The sequence below is a fragment of the Sphingomonas sp. 10B4 genome, assembly GCF_035019905.1.
Lineage (GTDB): Bacteria > Pseudomonadota > Alphaproteobacteria > Sphingomonadales > Sphingomonadaceae > Sphingomonas > Sphingomonas glacialis.
Window position 1 is genome coordinate 81,539 of sequence record NZ_JASJVC010000002.1, and the last position, 16,188, is coordinate 97,726.

Consider the following 16,188-nt stretch of genomic DNA (forward strand, 5'->3'; position numbering starts at 1 on the left):
GCCAAGCGAACCCGCCGGCTCCGCTACAAAAACGACGGCCCGCCCCTCGCAAACGAGGAGCGGGCCGCCCGTATTCCAGCAGAATACGCGTCAGAAGCGCGAGCGCAGCGTCACGCCGTAGGTGCGCGGCTCGGCGAGGAAGGCCGAGTAGAGCGCATTGCCCGTTCCGCCGAAGCTTGCGACGTTGGCCGACGAGCCAGCGCCCTGGAACGGCGTGTTGAACGCGACCTGGATGTACTGCTTGTTGAACACGTTCTGTGCCCAGAACTCGATCGCCCACAGCTGATCCTTGCCGCGGATGCCGAGACGCGCATTGACCAGCGCAAAGCCGTCCTGCTTCTTCTCGGGCGCCAGATCCGACCCGGTGTTATAGTCGGAGGTCATGCGGCTATCGACATAGACCAAGCCAGACATGCCGTTCGAGCCGAGATCGGGCGTCCACGCCGCCGACGTCGTCACGACGTGACGCGGGGCGTTCGACAGCTGGCTGCCGGGGAGCAGGAACAACGCCGGATCGAGCGGTGCACCCGCCGAGTTGCCGACCAGATTGCGCGCAATCTTGGTGTCGGCGAAGGTGTAGCCTGCCGTCACCTGGAACTGGCGGATCGGCGTCATCGTCGCTTCGAGCTCGACGCCCTGCGAGATCACGCCGGGTTTGTCCGCCTTGCCCGTGCACTGGCCGGTCGCGGCCAGATTGTCGGTGTCGCCGCCGTTGAGGCTGGTCGAGCAGCCGATCAGGTTCTGCACGACGAAGACCGAGCCGTTGAAGGTGTTGAGCTGGAAGTTCTTGAACTCCGACCGGAACGCCGCGACGTTGAGGCTGAAGCCGCGCGTCTTGAACTTGGCGCCGAGTTCGTAGCTGTTGACGGTTTCCGCCGCAAACCGCAGCGCCGCCGCATCGGCATTGCTGCGCGGGCTGAACACGCCCGATGCACCGCCGAGTGGCGAGCGATCAAGGTTATAGCCGCCCGACTTGTAGCCCTTGGCGTACGACGCATAGGTCAGCAGGCTGGGGATCGGCTTCCACGACAGCACCGCCGTGCCCGTCACCTTACCCTCGCCGAAATTGTTCTGCAGGTTGAGTGCGTTGAGCGACGAGGACGAGTTGCCGGTGCAGCTCAGCGTCAGGATGCCGCCGATAAAGCCCTTGGCCGATGCCGGGACAGCGGCGCTGCTCAGCAGCGGTCCCAGATTGGCCTGCTGCACGGGGCAGACAGTGTTGGTGTTGTTGAAATTTGCGCTGAAGGTCTTGGCCTCGTGCGTGTAGCGCGCGCCGAGCGTCAGCGAGACAGTGTCGGTGATGTGGAAGATGTTGTGCGTGAAGAACGCGTAATTCTCGCTCTTCTGGCGATAGACCGACCCGTTGTCGCCGACATTGTTGACGCCGCCGCCGAGGCCCGGGCCACCCGTCAGGCGATCGAGCCCGCCAAGCACTGCGGGTGCCAGCGTACCGAACGCGCCAGTGACCGTCGCGCGGCCGATGGGCGAAAGGCAACCAGGCGCCCCGTTGTCCTGCAACGCGGCATTCTGGCTGATGTTGGTGACCAGGCGGCACGCGGCGAACGCGCCGTAATTCGCGCCGAACACCGCGTTGTCGACAACGCGGAGCGTCTCCTTCGAGTAGAAGCCGCCGACGAGCCAGTCGAGCTTGTCGCCGAAGGCCGACCCCTGGAGGCGCGCTTCCTGCGTGAAGGTGTGGAACTGGCGGTAGGCGTTGCCGTCGGCCGCGCGGTGCGTCAAATCGATATTGGTGTAGTCGACGTCACCGGCATTGCCCGATTTGTATTCGCGGTATGCGGTGATCGAGGTCAGCGTCGCGCCGCCGAGATTCCAGTCGGCCTGGAGCGAGCCGCCATAGTCGACCGTCGTGTTGCGATACGTCTGGCCCGGCGTGATCGCGACTTCGCGGTTGAAGGTGCCCGGCGTGTTGCCGGCCAGCGGATAGGTCGCACCGGCACGGCGCAGGATGTCGACGATCGGATTGGCCGGGCTCACCGAAACGGCGCGGTCGTCATTGACCGAGCTGCCATTGGCCTGGACCGCATTCGCGGTCGGATCGAAGGTCTGCTTCTGGCTGTAATAGGTCGCGCCGCAGCAGCTTTCCTTGCGGTGCGAATAATCGCCGATCAGGCGGAAGCTGAGGTCGGCGGTCGGCTTGAACAGCAATTGCCCACGGACGAAATAGCGGTCGCGATTGTTGACGCGCGACTCTGTACCGTTCGCCGGATTGACCGTGCGGTAGAAGCCATCGCGATTGACGTAGACGCCGTCGAGACGGAACGCGAGCTGGTCGGTGATCGGCCCGGTGATCCCGCCGGCAAGGCGCTTCTGGTCGTAATTGCCGTAGGTGCCCTCGGCATAGCCGCCGAAGGTGAATTTCGGCGATGCGGTGATGATGTTGATGAGGCCGGCCGATGCGTTGCGGCCGAACAGCGTGCCCTGTGGCCCGCGCAGCACTTCGACGCGGTCGATCTCGCCGAGTTCGTTGAGGCCAACGCCGGTGCGGCTGCGATAGACGCCGTCGATGAACACCGCGACCGAGCTTTCGAGACCGGGATTGTCGCCGACGGTGCCGACGCCGCGGATACGCGCCGAGGCATTCGATTCGCTGCCGGTCGAGGAAATCAGCAGCGACGGCGCCAGCTGGTTGAGCGCGCGAATGTCGGAACCGCCAGAATTCTGCAGCGATTCCTGCCCGACGGCCGAGACCGCGATCGGCACGTTCGACAGACGCTCGGAGCGGCGCGTCGCGGTGACGATGATGTCGCCGGCATTGTTGTCCTGGGTGGCGGCGGGAGCGGTTGCGGAGGTTCCGACCTGTGCGTCTTGTTGCGTGGTGGCGGGGGCAGTCTGGGCGAAAGCAGGTGCCGAGATCGCGACAGCAGCGACCGACAATAAGTACGCGGTTTTGCGCATTTCAGAACTCTCCAACGTTTTTTAGTTTTTTGAGTATTGTCGCCCCGAATAGCTACGCAAGGCTGAGCGTAAAGCAAAAAGCCCTGCGGAAACACGATTTAGAAGATAGGTGATGTAGTATGGCCACACCGGCCCAGCCGCGCGCGCGATGGCGGCCCCGAAATGACGCTACGTAATGCTGGGAATGCCCCGGGCCGGCGCGCAAACGCGTCGGCCAGCCCGGAAAAGGTTGTATTTCAGGACTTATTTGGGCGCGAGCACCATCAGCATCTGACGGCCTTCCATGCGCGGATAGGCCTCGACCTTGGCGGTCTCGGCGACATCGGCCTGGACGCGCTGGAGGAGGACCATGCCGAGCTGGCCGTGGCTCAATTCACGACCGCGGAAACGCAGCGTAATCTTGACCTTGTCGCCCTCGTCGATGAACTCGAGCACCTTCTTCATCTTGGTGTCATAGTCATGGTCATCGATGTTCGGACGCATCTTGATCTCCTTGATCTCCTGCGTCTTCTGCGATTTCCGCGCGAGGTTGGCCTTCTTCTGCGCCTCGTACTTGAACTTGCCGACATCGAGGAACTTGGCGACGGGCGGATCGGCGTTGGGCGACACTTCGACCAGGTCGAGACCGACCTCGCGCGCCTGCTCCATCGCCTCGCGGGTGTACATGACACCGAGGTTCTCACCGTCCTGGTCGATCACGCGAACCTTGGGCGATACAATGAATTCGTTGAAGCGAGGGCCATTCATCGGCGGCGCCTGGCGGGTCATCGGGGGTCGGATAGGTGTAGCTCCTGCGATTGTTTCAGGGACGATATAGGACTTTTTCGGGCAAAACGAAAGGTGGCGTCGCGCATCTTCGTCGCGCGCCCCCCGGCGAAGGCCGGGGAGCGCAACCCGGTTACAGATCCGGGGCCTTGGCCGCCTCGGTCAGCATCGCGATCGCGTCGTCGAGCGTCAGGAACTGTTGGCGGTCGCTGCCCAATTGCCGCAGCGCGACCTTGCCTTCCTCGGCCTCGCGCTTGCCCACCACCAGAAGGTTCGGGACCTTCGCCAGCGAATGCTCGCGCACCTTGTAGTTGATCTTCTCGTTGCGCAGATCGGTTTCGACGCGAATCCCCGCCGCCTTGAGTTTCTCGGCGACCTCACGCGCGTAATCGTCGGCGTCGGAGACGATCGTCGCGACCACCGCCTGCACCGGCGACAGCCACAGCGGGAAGCGCCCGGCGTGATGCTCGATCAGGATGCCGATGAAGCGCTCGAACGTGCCGAGGATCGCGCGGTGGAGCATGATCGGGCGATGCCGCTCGCCGTCCGCGCCGACGTACGACGCGTCGAGTCGTTCGGGCAGCACGCGGTCGGACTGGATCGTGCCGACCTGCCACGTCCGCCCGATCGCGTCGGTCAGGTGGAATTCGAGCTTGGGCGCATAGAAGGCCCCCTCGCCCGGCAGTTCCTCGAACTTCGCCTTGATCGACTCGCTGAGGCTGGACCCGAGCACCGCCGTGCGCAGTTCGTCCTCGGCCTTGTCCCACATCTCTTCGCTGCCGAAGCGCTTGTCGGGACGCAGCGCGAGCTTGACCGCATAATCCTCGAACCCGAGGTCGCGGTACACGCTGTCGAGCAGCTCGCAGAATTGCTGCACCTCGGCGACGAGCTGGTCCTCGCGCACGAAAATATGCGCGTCGTCCTGCGTGAACTGGCGAACGCGCATGATACCGTGGAGCGCGCCGTGTGGCTCGTTGCGGTGGCAGCAGCCGAACTCGGCCATGCGGATCGGCAGGTCGCGATACGATTTGATCCCCTGGCGGAAGATCAGCACGTGCGCCGGGCAGTTCATCGGCTTCAGCGCCATCAGGTCGGCGGTGCCGCTGAAGATCGCGGCGTCATCCTCGGTATTGGGGATCTCGTCGGGCACCACGAACATGTTCTCGCGATACTTGCCCCAATGGCCCGACTGCTCCCACTGGCGCGCGTCCATCAGCTGCGGCGTCTTGACCTCGGCATAGCCCGCCGCATCGAGCCGGCGGCGCATATAAGCTTCCAGCTGCCGCCACAGGATGAAGCCCTTGGGGTGCCAGAACACCGAGCCCTGCGCCTCGGACTGGAGGTGGAACAGATCCATTTCCTGCCCGATCTTGCGATGGTCGCGCTTGCCGGCCTCCTCGAGCATCGTGAGATGCGCGTCGAGCTGCTTCTTGTTGAGCCAGCCGGTGCCATAGACGCGGCTGAGCATCGCGTTCTTCTGGTCGCCGCGCCAGTACGCACCCGAGACGCGCGTCAGCTTGAACGCGTTGGGGTCGAGCTTACCGGTCGAGGCGAGATGCGGGCCGCGGCACATGTCGAGCCAGGCGTCGGGGCCGTTGCCCGCCTTGTAGACCGTCAGTTCCTCGCCCTCGGGCAGTTCGGCGGCCCATTCGGCCTTGAAGGTCTCGCCCTCGGCCTGCCAACGCGCGATCAGATCGGCGCGGCTCCACACTTCGCGGATCAGCGGCTCGTTCTTGGCGATGATGCGGCGCATCTCGGCCTCGATCGCGGGCAGATCCTCGTCGGTGAACGGGCGATCCTTCGGCGCGAAATCATAGTAGAAGCCGTCGTCGGTCGATGGACCGAAGGTGATCTGCGTGCCGGGGAACAGGCTTTGCACCGCTTCGGCGAGGACGTGCGCGAAATCGTGGCGCGCGAGTTCGAGCGCATCGGCCTCGTCCTTCGAGGTCACCAGCGCCAGCTGTGTGTCGCCCTCGAACGGGCGCATGATGTCGCGCAGCTCGCCGTCGATCCGCGCGGCGATGGCGGCCTTGGCGAGGCCGGGACCGATCGCGGCGGCCACATCGGCCGGGGTAGTCCCCGGGGCTACCTCGCGGACGGAACCGTCGGGCAGCGTGATGCGGAACATGGCGGACATTATCGCGGTCTTTCGTGGGACAATAGGAACCGGCGGTGACACCGGGAGCGCCGATATAGCCACGTGCAAGCGCGCCGTCATCCCCGGGACTGGTATGGCGGCACGGACACCCCATCTCGGGAATGGGAAACGGGGGAACGATGATGCTGACGGGTCTGCTGGTGTTCGCGATCGTGGTGCTCAAGCGCTTCCCGGAGACCGCAGCCGCGCGCTGGATGATGCGGATGGTCGGCGAGACCCTCACCGCGCTCGGCCGGGTTGAGCGCAAGCATGTGATCTTCCTTGCGCTGATGACGCTCGTTCTCGTCGCGGGGACCGAACTGCTCGCGCTCGCCGGGCCGTTCGACATCGCGCTGGTGCTGCTGTGGGATATCTCGGCGTATGTCGACATCGTGCTGACAACGATGGTCGTCGCCACCGCGACGCGCGGGATGACCGGCTGGCACGCGCTTGTTGCGCGGATCGCTTCGCGCCGGAGCCCGCGCGCGCGGCGGCAGCGGAGCGCGCGCAAGGCAGCGCCGTCGGCGAATGATGATGAAAGGCCGGGGTGACGGAGATTAGATGGGCGCGCGAAAGACCCTAGCGCAGCAGCACCAACTCTTCCGCCATCGACGGATGCAACGCGACGGTCTGGTCGAAATCGTCCTTGGTCAGCCCGGCCTTCACCGCGACCGCTGCCGCCTGCAGGATCTCGGGCGAATCGGGCCCGATCATGTGGAGCCCGAGCACCTGCCCCGTCTCGGCATTGCACACCATCTTGTACAGCGCGCGCTCGTTGCGGCCCGCCAGCACGTTCTTCATCGGGCGGAAGTCGGACATATAGACCTTCACCGATCCGAACTTGTTTTTGGCCTGCGCCTCGGTGAGGCCAACGCCCGCCATCGGGGGATGGCTGAACACCGCCGAGGGGATGTTCTCGTAATCGACGCGGTGCGGCTTGTTGCCGAACAGCGTGTCGGCAAACGCCTGCCCCTCGCGAATCGCGACCGGGGTGAGCTGGACGCGGTTGGTAACATCGCCGACCGCATAGATGCTGTCGCAGGTCGACTTATTGTCCGGATCGACCACGATCGCGCCCTTGTCGTCGAGCTCGACGCCGGCACTCTCGAGCCCCAGCCCTTCGGTATTGGGCGAACGCCCCGTCGCGAACATCACGCAATCGACGTCGATCGGCTCGTGGCCCGTCATCGACACGCGCAGGCAGCCGTCGGGCTGCTTCTCGATCCCGCGGAACGCGGCGTTGAAGCGGAAATCGAGCCCCTTCATCATCGAGATCTGGAGCAAGCGGTCGCGGATCGATTCGTCATAGCCGCGCAGGATCACGTCGGTGCGGTTGATCAGCGTGACCTTCGAACCGAATTCGTTGAAGATCCCGGCAAATTCATTGGCGATATAACCAGCCCCCGCGATCAGGATTCGCTTGGGCACCGCGTCGAGGTGGAACACTTCGTTCGAGGTGATGCCGAGCTCGTGCCCCGGGCATTCGGGAACGATCGGCGTCGCGCCGACCGCGATCAGAATGGTGCCCGCGGTGACTTCGCGACCGTCGCCGAGCTTGACCGAATGCGGCCCCGTCACCGTCGCGCGATCGAGGATGATCTCGACGCCGTTATTGGTCAGCGTGTCGGTATAGGCGCCGTTGATCCGGTCGACCTCCTCCATCACGTTGTCGCGCAGCCGGGCCCAGTCGAACCCGAGATTTTCCGGCACGTCCCAGCCGAAGCGCTTGGCGTCCTTCAGGTCCTCGGCGAAATGCGCGCCATAGACGAGCAGCTTCTTGGGCACGCAGCCGCGGATGACGCAGGTGCCGCCGACGCGATATTCCTCGGCCACCGCGACCTTTGCGCCGTGGGCCGCCGCAACGCGCGACGCGCGCGTACCGCCCGAACCCGCACCGATGACGAAAAGATCGTAGTCATACTCAGCCATGTCGTGTCCTTTTGCGGCCGCTTACCGCGCGGCTTGTAAATCTGCATTCCGTCGCCCGCCGGATAGTCTCGCGCGCTAGCGTTGCCCGGCGCGCCGCATCGGCATCGCATCGATCGTCGCGACCAACGTGGCGCGATCGATCGGCTCGGCACGGCGCAGCGCGGCATTGCCGTCCTTGCCGACCAGGACGATGCCGAACGCCGCCTTGGGCAGCCGCCAGCGCGTCCTGAGCGCCGCCGCGCTATCCGTCGCACCGCGCACGCTATCGCCGGTCACCTCGACGACCGTGACGTCACGATCGCCGAGCTCCTGCGGCATCGTGTCGAGCGAGGCCCGCTGCGCGATGCGTCGCGCATCGGCTTCGTTCGGCGCGGCGACGATCAGTACGCGGCGCTCGTACCGCATATCGGCGACCGTAGCCGCCGCGATCGCCGCCGCGAGCAGCATCACCCGAACGCGCGCTTGATCAGGTCGGTGGTCGACACGTCGAACTCCTGGTCGCCCGCGTCGGCGGCCTTTGCCATTTCCTTGCCGAGTTCGACGCCGAATTGATCGAACGAGTTGATCCCGAGCAGCACGCCGCTGACGAACACGCGCTGTTCGTAGAAGGCGATCAGCGCGCCGAGCGTGCGGGCGTCGAGATCGTCGATCAGGATCGTCGAGCTCGGTCGGTCGCCCGAATAGCTGCGCGCCAGATCGTCGTTGGGACGGCCCTTCATCAACGCCGCACCCTGCGCAAAGGCGTTGAGCAGCAACTGGCGGTGATGATCCTCCGACAGCGTATCGCCAGCCTCGATCACTGCGACGAATTCGACTGGCACGAGGTGCGTGCCCTGGTGGAGCAGCTGGAACACCGCATGCTGCGCGTCAGTGCCGACCCCGCCCCAGGTGATCGCCGCGCTCGGCCGGTCGAGCTTCTGCCCGTCGATCGTCGTGCCCTTGCCGTTCGATTCCATCTCGAGTTGCTGGAGATACGACGGCAGCAGCCGCAACCGCTCGTCATAAGCGAAGGTCGCGCGCGTCTCGGCGTGGCGGACTTGCGTGTAGTAGAGATCGGCGAAGGCCGCGAGCGCGGGCGCATTCTGGCTGAGCGTGGTGTGCTGGAAATGCCGGTCCATCTCGGCCGCGCCCTCGAGCAGCTCGGCAAAATTGTCCCAACCGAGCGCGATCGCGGCGGGGAAGCCGATCGACGACCAGAGCGAATAGCGCCCGCCGACCGAATCGGCGAAGGGCAGCACGCGCGTCTCGTCGACACCCCATTCGACCGCCTTGTCGGGATCGGCCGTCAGCGCGATGACGCGGCCATAGGCGTCCTCGACACCCGCCTCACCCATCCACTGCAGCACCGAATCGGCGTTGGTCAGCGTTTCCTTGGTGGTGAAGGTCTTCGACGCGATCACCAGCAGCGTGGCGGTCGGATCGAACTTCTTGAACACTTCTTCAAGCGCGGCGCCGTCGATGTTCGAGACGATCGCGACCTCGTATGCGGTATCCTCGCGCCCCAGCGCATCGATCAGCAGGTCGGGGCCGAGCGCCGAGCCACCGATGCCGACGTGGAGGACGTGACGGATGTCACCGAGCGCACCCGCCGCGATCGCGTCGATCAGCGCGCGCATCCGCGCGTGGAGCGCGGCGGCCTTGGCGTTATCGTCCTCGCTCCCCTCGCCGCGCTCGGCGACGTGGGTGACCGAGCGGTTCTCGGTGACGTTGATGACCTTGCCCGAAAACAGCGCCTCGCGCTTGCCGTGCAGATCCTGCGCCTTGGCGAGCGCCTCGAACGCGGTGACCGCCTCGGCCGTCAGATGCGTCTTCGACCAGTCGAAATGGATCCCGGCGACGTCGACGCTGAAGGTCTCGAGCCGATTGGCATCCTCCGCAAACAGCGTCTCGAGCTTGGGCGAGGGCAAAGCCTCGATCGCGGTCCAGTCGGCTGACATGCAGGTACCTCATCGGTCGTGGGGAGGGAAACGATTCCCGCGCTAGATCGCCCTATCGAGGCGGCATTACAACCACCAGCTTGACGATGTTCGCGCACGGCACCAAACCGCGCGATATGGCCGATCCCACCCCGCTTCGCGACGTGTCGCCGCGCAAATCCGAAACGCGCGAAACGCTCGTCTTCTTCCTCAAGCTCGCGATCGTCGTGTTCGTGTTCCGCAGCTTCGTGTTCGCGCCGTTCAGCATCCCGTCGCAGTCGATGCTGCCGCGGCTCTATATCGGCGACTATCTGTTCGTCTCGAAGTGGAATTACGGCTATTCGCGCTGGTCGCTGCCATGGGGCGTGCCGCTGATCCCGGGGCGGATCCTCGGCCGCGATCCGGCGCGCGGCGACGTCGTCGTGTTCCGCGGCCCTCCGGGCGACGACCATGACGTGATCAAGCGCGTGATCGGCCTGCCCGGCGACAGCGTGCAGATGCGGGGCGGCCAGGTGATCCTCAACGGCCGTGCCGTGCCCAAGGTCAAGATCGCCGACTTCACGATCCCGCTCTCGCCCAATTACCCCGGCGGCAGCGAATGCCCCGCCGAGTTCGAGGACATGAGCGCGGGCAAGCCGATCTGCCGCTACCAGCAATTCCGCGAGACGCTGCCGAACGGCAAGAGCTACGCCGTGCTCGACCGCGGCGAGCAAATCAACGCCGACGAGACGGGTGTCTACAATGTCCCCGCGGGCCACGTCTTCGTGATGGGCGACAATCGCGACGACAGCGGCGACAGCCGGTTCGCGCCGCCCGAAGGCATGGGGATGGTCCCGATGGAGCGGATCGAGGGCAAGGCGGTGTTCTCCTTCTTCTCGACCGACGGCAGCGCCAATTGGGTCCTGCCCTGGACGTGGTTCTCGGCGGCACGCTGGAGCCGGATCGGGGAAGGCTTTTGAGCGCTGACCTCAGTACCTGGATCGCCGCGAGCCTCGGCCACACCCCGCGCGACATCGCGCCGTTCGAGCGCGCGCTGACGCATGGCAGCCAGGCCAAGGCGAATTACGAGCGGCTCGAATTCCTCGGCGACCGCGTGCTCGGGCTGGTGATGGCCGAGTGGCTGTTCGAGCTGTTCCCGAACGAGCCCGAAGGCGCGCTGTCGAAGCGCTTCAATGCGCTGGTGACGGGCGCGGTGTGCGCCGATGTCGCGCGCGGCCTCGGCGTCGCGGCGCAATTGAAGCTCGGCAAGCAAGCGCGCGACGATGGCGCGTCGGACAGCGACAATGTGCTCGGCGACGTGATGGAGGCGCTGATCGGGGCGCTCTACCGCGAGGCCGGGCTCGACGGCGCCCGCCGCGCGATCCGCACCGCCTGGGCCGATCGCGCCAGCCGCGAACTGACCGTGCCGCAGCATCCCAAATCGGCGCTGCAGGAATGGGCCGCGGCGAACAACCGCAAGGCGCCAGCGTACGAGGTGGTCGAGCGCTCGGGCCCGCACCACGCGCCGCGCTTCCGCGTGAAAGCGGTGATCGGGACTTTCGCCGAGGCGGAGGCCGAGGGGAGTTCGAAGCAGGAGGCAGAAACGGCTGCGGCGACGGCGTTGCTGGAGAAGGTGCGGCAGGGGTCACGCGGGTAAGGCCCTTCGACAGGCTCAGGGCGAACGGGTATGTGGGGCTCGCTTTATATAGAGCGGGTCACTTCGCTCGGACTTGAGGATCGGGTTTTGAGTGGGACACCCCCTTCCCCGTTTGCCCTGAGCCTGTCGAAGGGCCCTCGCAACGGGGGAGCGTTATGGCGTTCTGGACCTACATGCTGCGCTGCGCCGATGGCCGCTACTACATCGGCCATACCGACAATCTCGAATACCGCATCGGCCAGCATCAGTCCGGCCTGACTGGCGGCTTCACCCACACCCGCCGCCCGGTCACGCTCGTCTGGACTCAGGATTTCCCCTCCCGTCTCGAAGCGCTCGAAGCCGAACGCCGCGTCAAAGGATGGACGCGCGCCAAGAAGGAAGCCCTAATCGCTGGCGATTGGGCGCGGCTTTCTTTACTGGCGCGCAATCGCCAAGATCGAACGAGCCCTTCGACAGGCTCAGGGCGAACGGAGGTGGGGGCGTGGTCCTTCGTTTCCCCCGTCGCCCTGAGCCTGTCGAAGGGCCTGTACCGCCCAAGGACCGCTAATGACCGACACCCCCACCCAGAAATGCGGCCTCGTCGCGATCCTCGGCGCACCGAACGCCGGCAAGTCGACGCTCGTCAACGCGCTGGTCGGCCAGAAGGTCGCGATCGTCAGCCCTAAGGCGCAGACCACGCGTGTCCGGCTAATGGGCGTCGCGATCGAGGGCGACACCCAGCTGCTGCTCGTCGACACCCCCGGCATCTTCGAACCCAAGCGCCGGCTCGACCGCGCGATGGTCCAGGCCGCGTGGGGCGGTGCCGACGGCGCCGACGTGCTGGCCCTCGTGGTCGATGCCAAGGGCGGGCTGGGTTCGAAGGTCACCACCATCGCCGAGGCGATCGCGCATCGCCCCGAGCCCAAATATCTCATCCTCAACAAGGTCGATCTCGCCGACAAGGGCAAGCTTTTGCTCCACGCCGAGAAGCTCACCGCGATGGTGCAGTTCGACGAAATCTTCTTCGTCAGCGCATCGACCGGTGACGGCTTGCCCGAATTGAAGGCACATCTTGCGAACCGGATGCCCGAGGGCCCGTGGCATTTCCCCGAGGACCAGGTGTCCGACGCGAGCGAGCGCAGCCTCGCCTCCGAAGTGACGCGCGAGCAGCTGTACCTGCAGCTCCACGCCGAATTGCCCTATGCGTCGACGATCGAGACCGAGCAGTATCTCGAGCGCGAAGACGGGTCGGTCGAGATTCACCAGCAGATCCTGGTCGAACGCCCGACGCAGCGCGCGATCGTGCTCGGCAAGGGCGGCGCGCGGATCAAGGAGATCGGCGCGCGAGCGCGCACCGAGCTCGCCGGCATCATGGGCCGCCCGGTGCATCTCTATCTGCACGTCAAGGTTCGTCCCGGCTGGGACGACGAACGCGACGTCTATCGCGACATGGGGCTCGACTGGGTCGATTGATCCTCGCGCCCATGAAAACCCCGCGCCGCAAGCTGCGACGCGGGGTTTTGCACGCGAACGTCAGGGCTTAGCGGTAGCGCCAGCCGCCATGGTGGCGATAGCGGTTCTGCCAGTAGCGGCGACCGTCCCAATAGCCGCGGTCGTAGCGGCGACCGACGATCAGGCGCGGACTACCGCGATAGACGGGACCGCCGACTAAGGCAGGCCCGCCACGCATCACGCGGCAATGGCCAGCGGGGCCGCGAAACGCGCCACGACCGCAGCCGTCGCGCGCGTCCGCAGCGGTAGTGGTGCCGAGCGTTGCAGCCCCGGTGAGGAGGATGGCGGCAAGAAGCTTTTTCATGAGACCCTCTCGATATAGCGTTAGAGCAAAGCCCGTCGGGCTGACCTCACAAACGAGAGGGGCGGCAACCCGTTCCAAAATGGCCATGCCGGGCCTGCTCGCTCATCCCGCCAGCATCGCATCGACCCAGTGCGGCACCAGGCTTCCCGCCGCGCCGAGCCGCGTTTCGTGGAAGAACGCGCTTCCCGCCGATCGCTCGAGATTGAGCTCGAGCGTCCGCGCGCCGGCATGCCGCGCGCCCTGAACGAAGCCCGCCGCGGGATAGACCGCGCCCGACGTCCCGATCGACACGAACAGGTCCGCCGTCCCGAGCGCGCGCTCAATCGTGTCCATCGCATACGGCATCTCGCCGAAGAAGACGATGTCGGGGCGGAGCGCCGCCGCCCCGCACGCCGGGCACACCGACCCCGGCGGCATTGCGTCCAGCCAGCGCATGTGCGCACCACAGACAGCACACAGCGCCGATTGCAATTCGCCGTGCATGTGGAGCAGCCGCTTGGCCCCGGCGCGCTCATGCAGATCGTCGACGTTCTGCGTCACGATCAGCAGATCCCCACCCCACGCGGCATCGAGCCGTGCCAGCGCGTGGTGCGCGGCGTTGGGCTCGACGCGCGCCAATGCCGCTCGCCGTGCATCGTAGAAGCGGTGGACGAGCTCGGGATCGTGCGCGAGCGCTTCGGGCGTGCAGACATCCTCGACGCGGTGCCCCTCCCATAGCCCGCCGGGCCCACGAAAGGTCGCGATGCCGCTTTCGGCCGAAATACCGGCACCGGTGAGAACGACGATGCTGCGACTGTCCTGCATCATCGAGGTTTAGCCGATCGGGCCAGAAGCTGCTATTCTTGCTGCAACAAAAACCGCGCTCGCAGCAGCCGTCCTTGCAATCCGCGGCGAAGCACGAGGCTGGGGCAATTCGCGCATGGCATGTCGCCCGGCCATTGGCTAAGGCCGCCGCGAACCTATCGGAAGGGAATGTGCGTGACCGCGATCGGGATCATTGGCAGCGCTGGGCGCATGGGGCATGCCTTGGCGGCGATCGTCCCCGATCTGGGCGCGACGCTCGCCGGCGGGATCGATGCGGGCGGCGACCCCGCGGCGCTGGCGCACGATTCGGACGTGCTGGTCGATTTCTCCTCGCCCTCGGCGCTCGAACGTACGCTCGCCGCCGCGCGCCGCACCAGAACCCCGATCCTGATCGGCACGACCGGCCTCGCTGCCACGCACCACGCGATGATCGACGCCGCCGCTGCCGACATCGCAGTGCTGCAAACGGGCAACGTCTCGCTCGGCGTGACGCTGCTCGCCAAGCTCGTGCGCGACGCCGCCGCGCGGCTCGGGCCCGAATGGGACATCGAAATCTCCGAATTCCACCATCGCCACAAGGTCGATGCGCCCTCGGGCACCGCCTTGCTGCTCGGCGAAGCGGCGGCGGCCGGCCGCGGCATCCCGCTCGCCGAAGCGCGCGTCGCGGACCGTGCCGGGCTGACCGGCGCGCGCTCCGAGGGGACGATCGGCTTTTCCAGCTTGCGCGGCGGCTCGGTCGCGGGGGACCATCAAGTGATCTTCGCCGGCGAAGGCGAGCGGATCGAGCTCGGCCACCGCGCCGAGAACCGCGCGATCTTCGCGCGCGGCGCGATCACCGCGGCACTGTGGCTCGTCGACAAGCCGGCCGGGCGCTACGGGATGGACGAGGTGCTCGGCGTGTGAAGCGCGCCGACGTCGTCGAATTCTACGCGCGGCTCGCCGCCGACAACCCGCATCCCGAGACCGAGCTCGAGGCGGGCAATCCGTTCCAGCTCGTCGTCGCGGTCGCGCTGTCGGCACAAGCGACCGATGTGGGGGTCAACAAGGCGACGCGGCGACTGTTCGAGACGGTGACGACGCCGCAGCAGATGCTCGATCTCGGCGAGGATGCGCTGAAGCAGCACATCAAGACGATCGGCCTGTTCAACACCAAGGCCAAGAATGTCATCGCGCTCTCGCAGCGGCTGGTCGACGTCTATGGCGGCGAAGTGCCGAACGACCGCGACGCGCTCGAGACGCTCCCCGGCGTGGGGCGCAAGACCGCCAATGTGGTGCTCAACGTCGCGTTCGGCGCCGAGACTTTCGCGGTCGACACGCACATCTTCCGCGTCGGCAACCGCACCGGCCTTGCGCGCGGGAAAACCCCACTCGCGGTCGAGCTGAAACTCGACAAGGCGACCCCGCAACCGTTCCGGCTCCACGCGCATCACTGGCTCATCCTGCACGGTCGCTATGTCTGCAAGGCGCGGCGGCCCGAATGCTGGCGCTGCATCGTCGCCGATCTCTGTGCGTTCAAGCCCAAGACGCCGCCGCCCAAGGCTGCGCTGCCGAAGGAGCCCTGACATGCGCCTGCTGTTCGCCGCCCTCACCCTCGCCGCCTTCGCCGCCCCGAGCGTCGCACGCGACCGCACCCCCGCCGCGACGCCTGCGGGTGTGCCGCAAAGCTGTATCCCCCTCGCATCGATCCGCGAAACGCACGTACGCGACGACCGCACGATCGATTTCATCACGATCGGCAAGGTCGCCTATCGCAACACCCTGCCCTTCGCCTGCCCGAGCCTCGGGTTCGAAGAGCGCTTCAGCTACGCGACGAGTCTCAGCCAGTTGTGCTCGACCGATACGATCACGGTGCTGTATTCGGGTGCCGCCTTGTCGCCCGGCGCGACATGTGGCCTCGGCCAATTCCAGCCCGTGACGCTCGCGCGCAACTAGGGCTGGCGTCACCGCGCGGGCTTTGCTAGTCGGAGCTCCAGGCACCCGTAGCTCAGCTGGATAGAGCGCTGCCCTCCGAAGGCAGAGGCCACTGGTTCGAATCCAGTCGGGTGCACCAAACTTACCAATAGGTTAGCGGGATACGCTGCCGTCGTACGGAGGCCGTACGCAAAACACTGTTGGACAATTGCGCCTCAATCCGCGCGCGCCACGACGAATCGTAGGGCGCAGCCGGTTGCAATTCCGTCGGGGTCCACTCTCACTCGCCTACGCGGCAAAGCCCTTGGTCGGACCGTCACCATAAGCGAATGCAGATGCAGATGCAGATGCAGATGCAGATGCAGATGCAGATGCGGGG

The 16,188-nt window shown here is 66.0% G+C and carries 16 protein-coding genes and 1 tRNA gene; 9 read left to right on the plus strand and 8 right to left on the minus strand.

Annotation, left to right across the window (positions count from 1 at the left end):
• Window positions 1–90: 90 nt before the first annotated feature.
• From QN347_RS01090 to thrS, 3 genes are all read right to left on the minus strand, one after another.
• Window positions 91–2,916 carry a TonB-dependent receptor gene (locus tag QN347_RS01090; RefSeq protein WP_322160708.1) on the minus strand — a complete coding sequence of 942 codons (2,826 nt, stop codon included), beginning with the start codon at window positions 2,914–2,916 and terminating at the stop codon, window positions 91–93.
• A gap of 243 nt (window positions 2,917–3,159) precedes the next feature.
• Window positions 3,160–3,684, minus strand: a complete 525-nt coding sequence (infC, locus tag QN347_RS01095) for a translation initiation factor IF-3 (RefSeq protein ID WP_037492586.1) — start codon at window positions 3,682–3,684, stop codon at window positions 3,160–3,162.
• Window positions 3,685–3,814: 130 nt separating this feature from the next.
• A complete protein-coding gene (gene thrS, locus QN347_RS01100) occupies window positions 3,815–5,818 on the minus strand; it encodes a threonine--tRNA ligase (protein WP_322160710.1) in 2,004 nt (667 codons plus the stop codon).
• Window positions 5,819–5,958: 140 nt separating this feature from the next.
• Between thrS and QN347_RS01105 the strand changes: the two genes are divergently transcribed.
• The gene (locus QN347_RS01105) at window positions 5,959–6,369 is read left to right on the plus strand and encodes a hypothetical protein (protein WP_323493949.1); all 411 of its coding nucleotides are present in this window, start codon (window positions 5,959–5,961) and stop codon (window positions 6,367–6,369) included.
• Between the two features lie 28 nt (window positions 6,370–6,397).
• Here QN347_RS01105 and gorA read toward each other — a convergent pair whose 3' ends face one another.
• The 3 genes from gorA to pgi form a co-directional block, all read right to left on the minus strand.
• Complete coding sequence (gene gorA, locus QN347_RS01110; protein WP_322160713.1) at window positions 6,398–7,747, minus strand: glutathione-disulfide reductase; 1,350 nt, start codon at window positions 7,745–7,747, stop codon at window positions 6,398–6,400.
• Between the two features lie 75 nt (window positions 7,748–7,822).
• On the minus strand, window positions 7,823–8,194 hold the full coding sequence (locus QN347_RS01115; RefSeq protein WP_322160714.1) for a DUF4174 domain-containing protein: 372 nt from the start codon (window positions 8,192–8,194) through the stop codon (window positions 7,823–7,825).
• A complete protein-coding gene (gene pgi, locus QN347_RS01120; protein ID WP_322160716.1) occupies window positions 8,194–9,684 on the minus strand; it encodes a glucose-6-phosphate isomerase in 1,491 nt (496 codons plus the stop codon). The genes QN347_RS01115 and pgi overlap by 1 nt, the downstream gene beginning before the upstream one ends.
• Before the next feature lie 116 nt (window positions 9,685–9,800).
• Between pgi and lepB the strand changes: the two genes are divergently transcribed.
• The 4 genes from lepB to era all read left to right on the plus strand — a co-directional run bounded on the left by lepB (window position 9,801) and on the right by era (window position 12,751).
• Window positions 9,801–10,622: a signal peptidase I gene (lepB, locus tag QN347_RS01125; protein ID WP_322160718.1), complete on the plus strand. Its 822-nt coding sequence runs from the start codon at window positions 9,801–9,803 to the stop codon at window positions 10,620–10,622.
• The gene (gene rnc / locus QN347_RS01130) at window positions 10,619–11,299 is read left to right on the plus strand and encodes a ribonuclease III (RefSeq protein WP_322160720.1); all 681 of its coding nucleotides are present in this window, start codon (window positions 10,619–10,621) and stop codon (window positions 11,297–11,299) included. The genes lepB and rnc overlap by 4 nt, the downstream gene beginning before the upstream one ends.
• A gap of 155 nt (window positions 11,300–11,454) precedes the next feature.
• Window positions 11,455–11,964 carry a GIY-YIG nuclease family protein gene (locus tag QN347_RS01135; RefSeq protein WP_322160722.1) on the plus strand — a complete coding sequence of 170 codons (510 nt, stop codon included), beginning with the start codon at window positions 11,455–11,457 and terminating at the stop codon, window positions 11,962–11,964.
• Complete coding sequence (era, locus tag QN347_RS01140; RefSeq protein ID WP_322160724.1) at window positions 11,846–12,751, plus strand: GTPase Era; 906 nt, start codon at window positions 11,846–11,848, stop codon at window positions 12,749–12,751. Before QN347_RS01135 ends, era begins: the two co-directional genes overlap by 119 nt.
• A gap of 67 nt (window positions 12,752–12,818) precedes the next feature.
• On the opposite strand, the gene QN347_RS01145 is transcribed toward era, so the two are convergent.
• Window positions 12,819–13,094, minus strand: a complete 276-nt coding sequence (locus tag QN347_RS01145) for a GCG_CRPN prefix-to-repeats domain-containing protein (protein ID WP_322160725.1) — start codon at window positions 13,092–13,094, stop codon at window positions 12,819–12,821.
• A 102-nt stretch (window positions 13,095–13,196) separates the two neighbouring features.
• Entirely contained in the window at window positions 13,197–13,898 is a 702-nt protein-coding gene (locus tag QN347_RS01150) for an NAD-dependent deacylase (RefSeq protein ID WP_322160727.1), read from the minus strand.
• A gap of 174 nt (window positions 13,899–14,072) precedes the next feature.
• On the opposite strand from QN347_RS01150, the gene dapB reads away from it, so the two are divergent.
• The 4 genes from dapB (at window position 14,073) to QN347_RS01170 (ending at window position 15,948) form a co-directional block, all read left to right on the plus strand.
• Entirely contained in the window at window positions 14,073–14,801 is a 729-nt protein-coding gene (gene dapB, locus QN347_RS01155) for a 4-hydroxy-tetrahydrodipicolinate reductase (RefSeq protein WP_322160729.1), read from the plus strand.
• Window positions 14,798–15,460, plus strand: coding sequence for an endonuclease III (nth, locus tag QN347_RS01160; protein WP_322160731.1), 663 nt, complete (start codon window positions 14,798–14,800; stop codon window positions 15,458–15,460). Before dapB ends, nth begins: the two co-directional genes overlap by 4 nt.
• A gap of 1 nt (window position 15,461) precedes the next feature.
• Window positions 15,462–15,830 (plus strand): hypothetical protein, encoded by a 369-nt coding sequence (locus QN347_RS01165; protein ID WP_322160733.1) that lies wholly within the window; start codon window positions 15,462–15,464, stop codon window positions 15,828–15,830.
• A gap of 41 nt (window positions 15,831–15,871) precedes the next feature.
• Window positions 15,872–15,948: transfer RNA gene (locus tag QN347_RS01170), tRNA-Arg, on the plus strand.
• The last annotated feature ends 240 nt before the right edge of the window (window positions 15,949–16,188 follow it).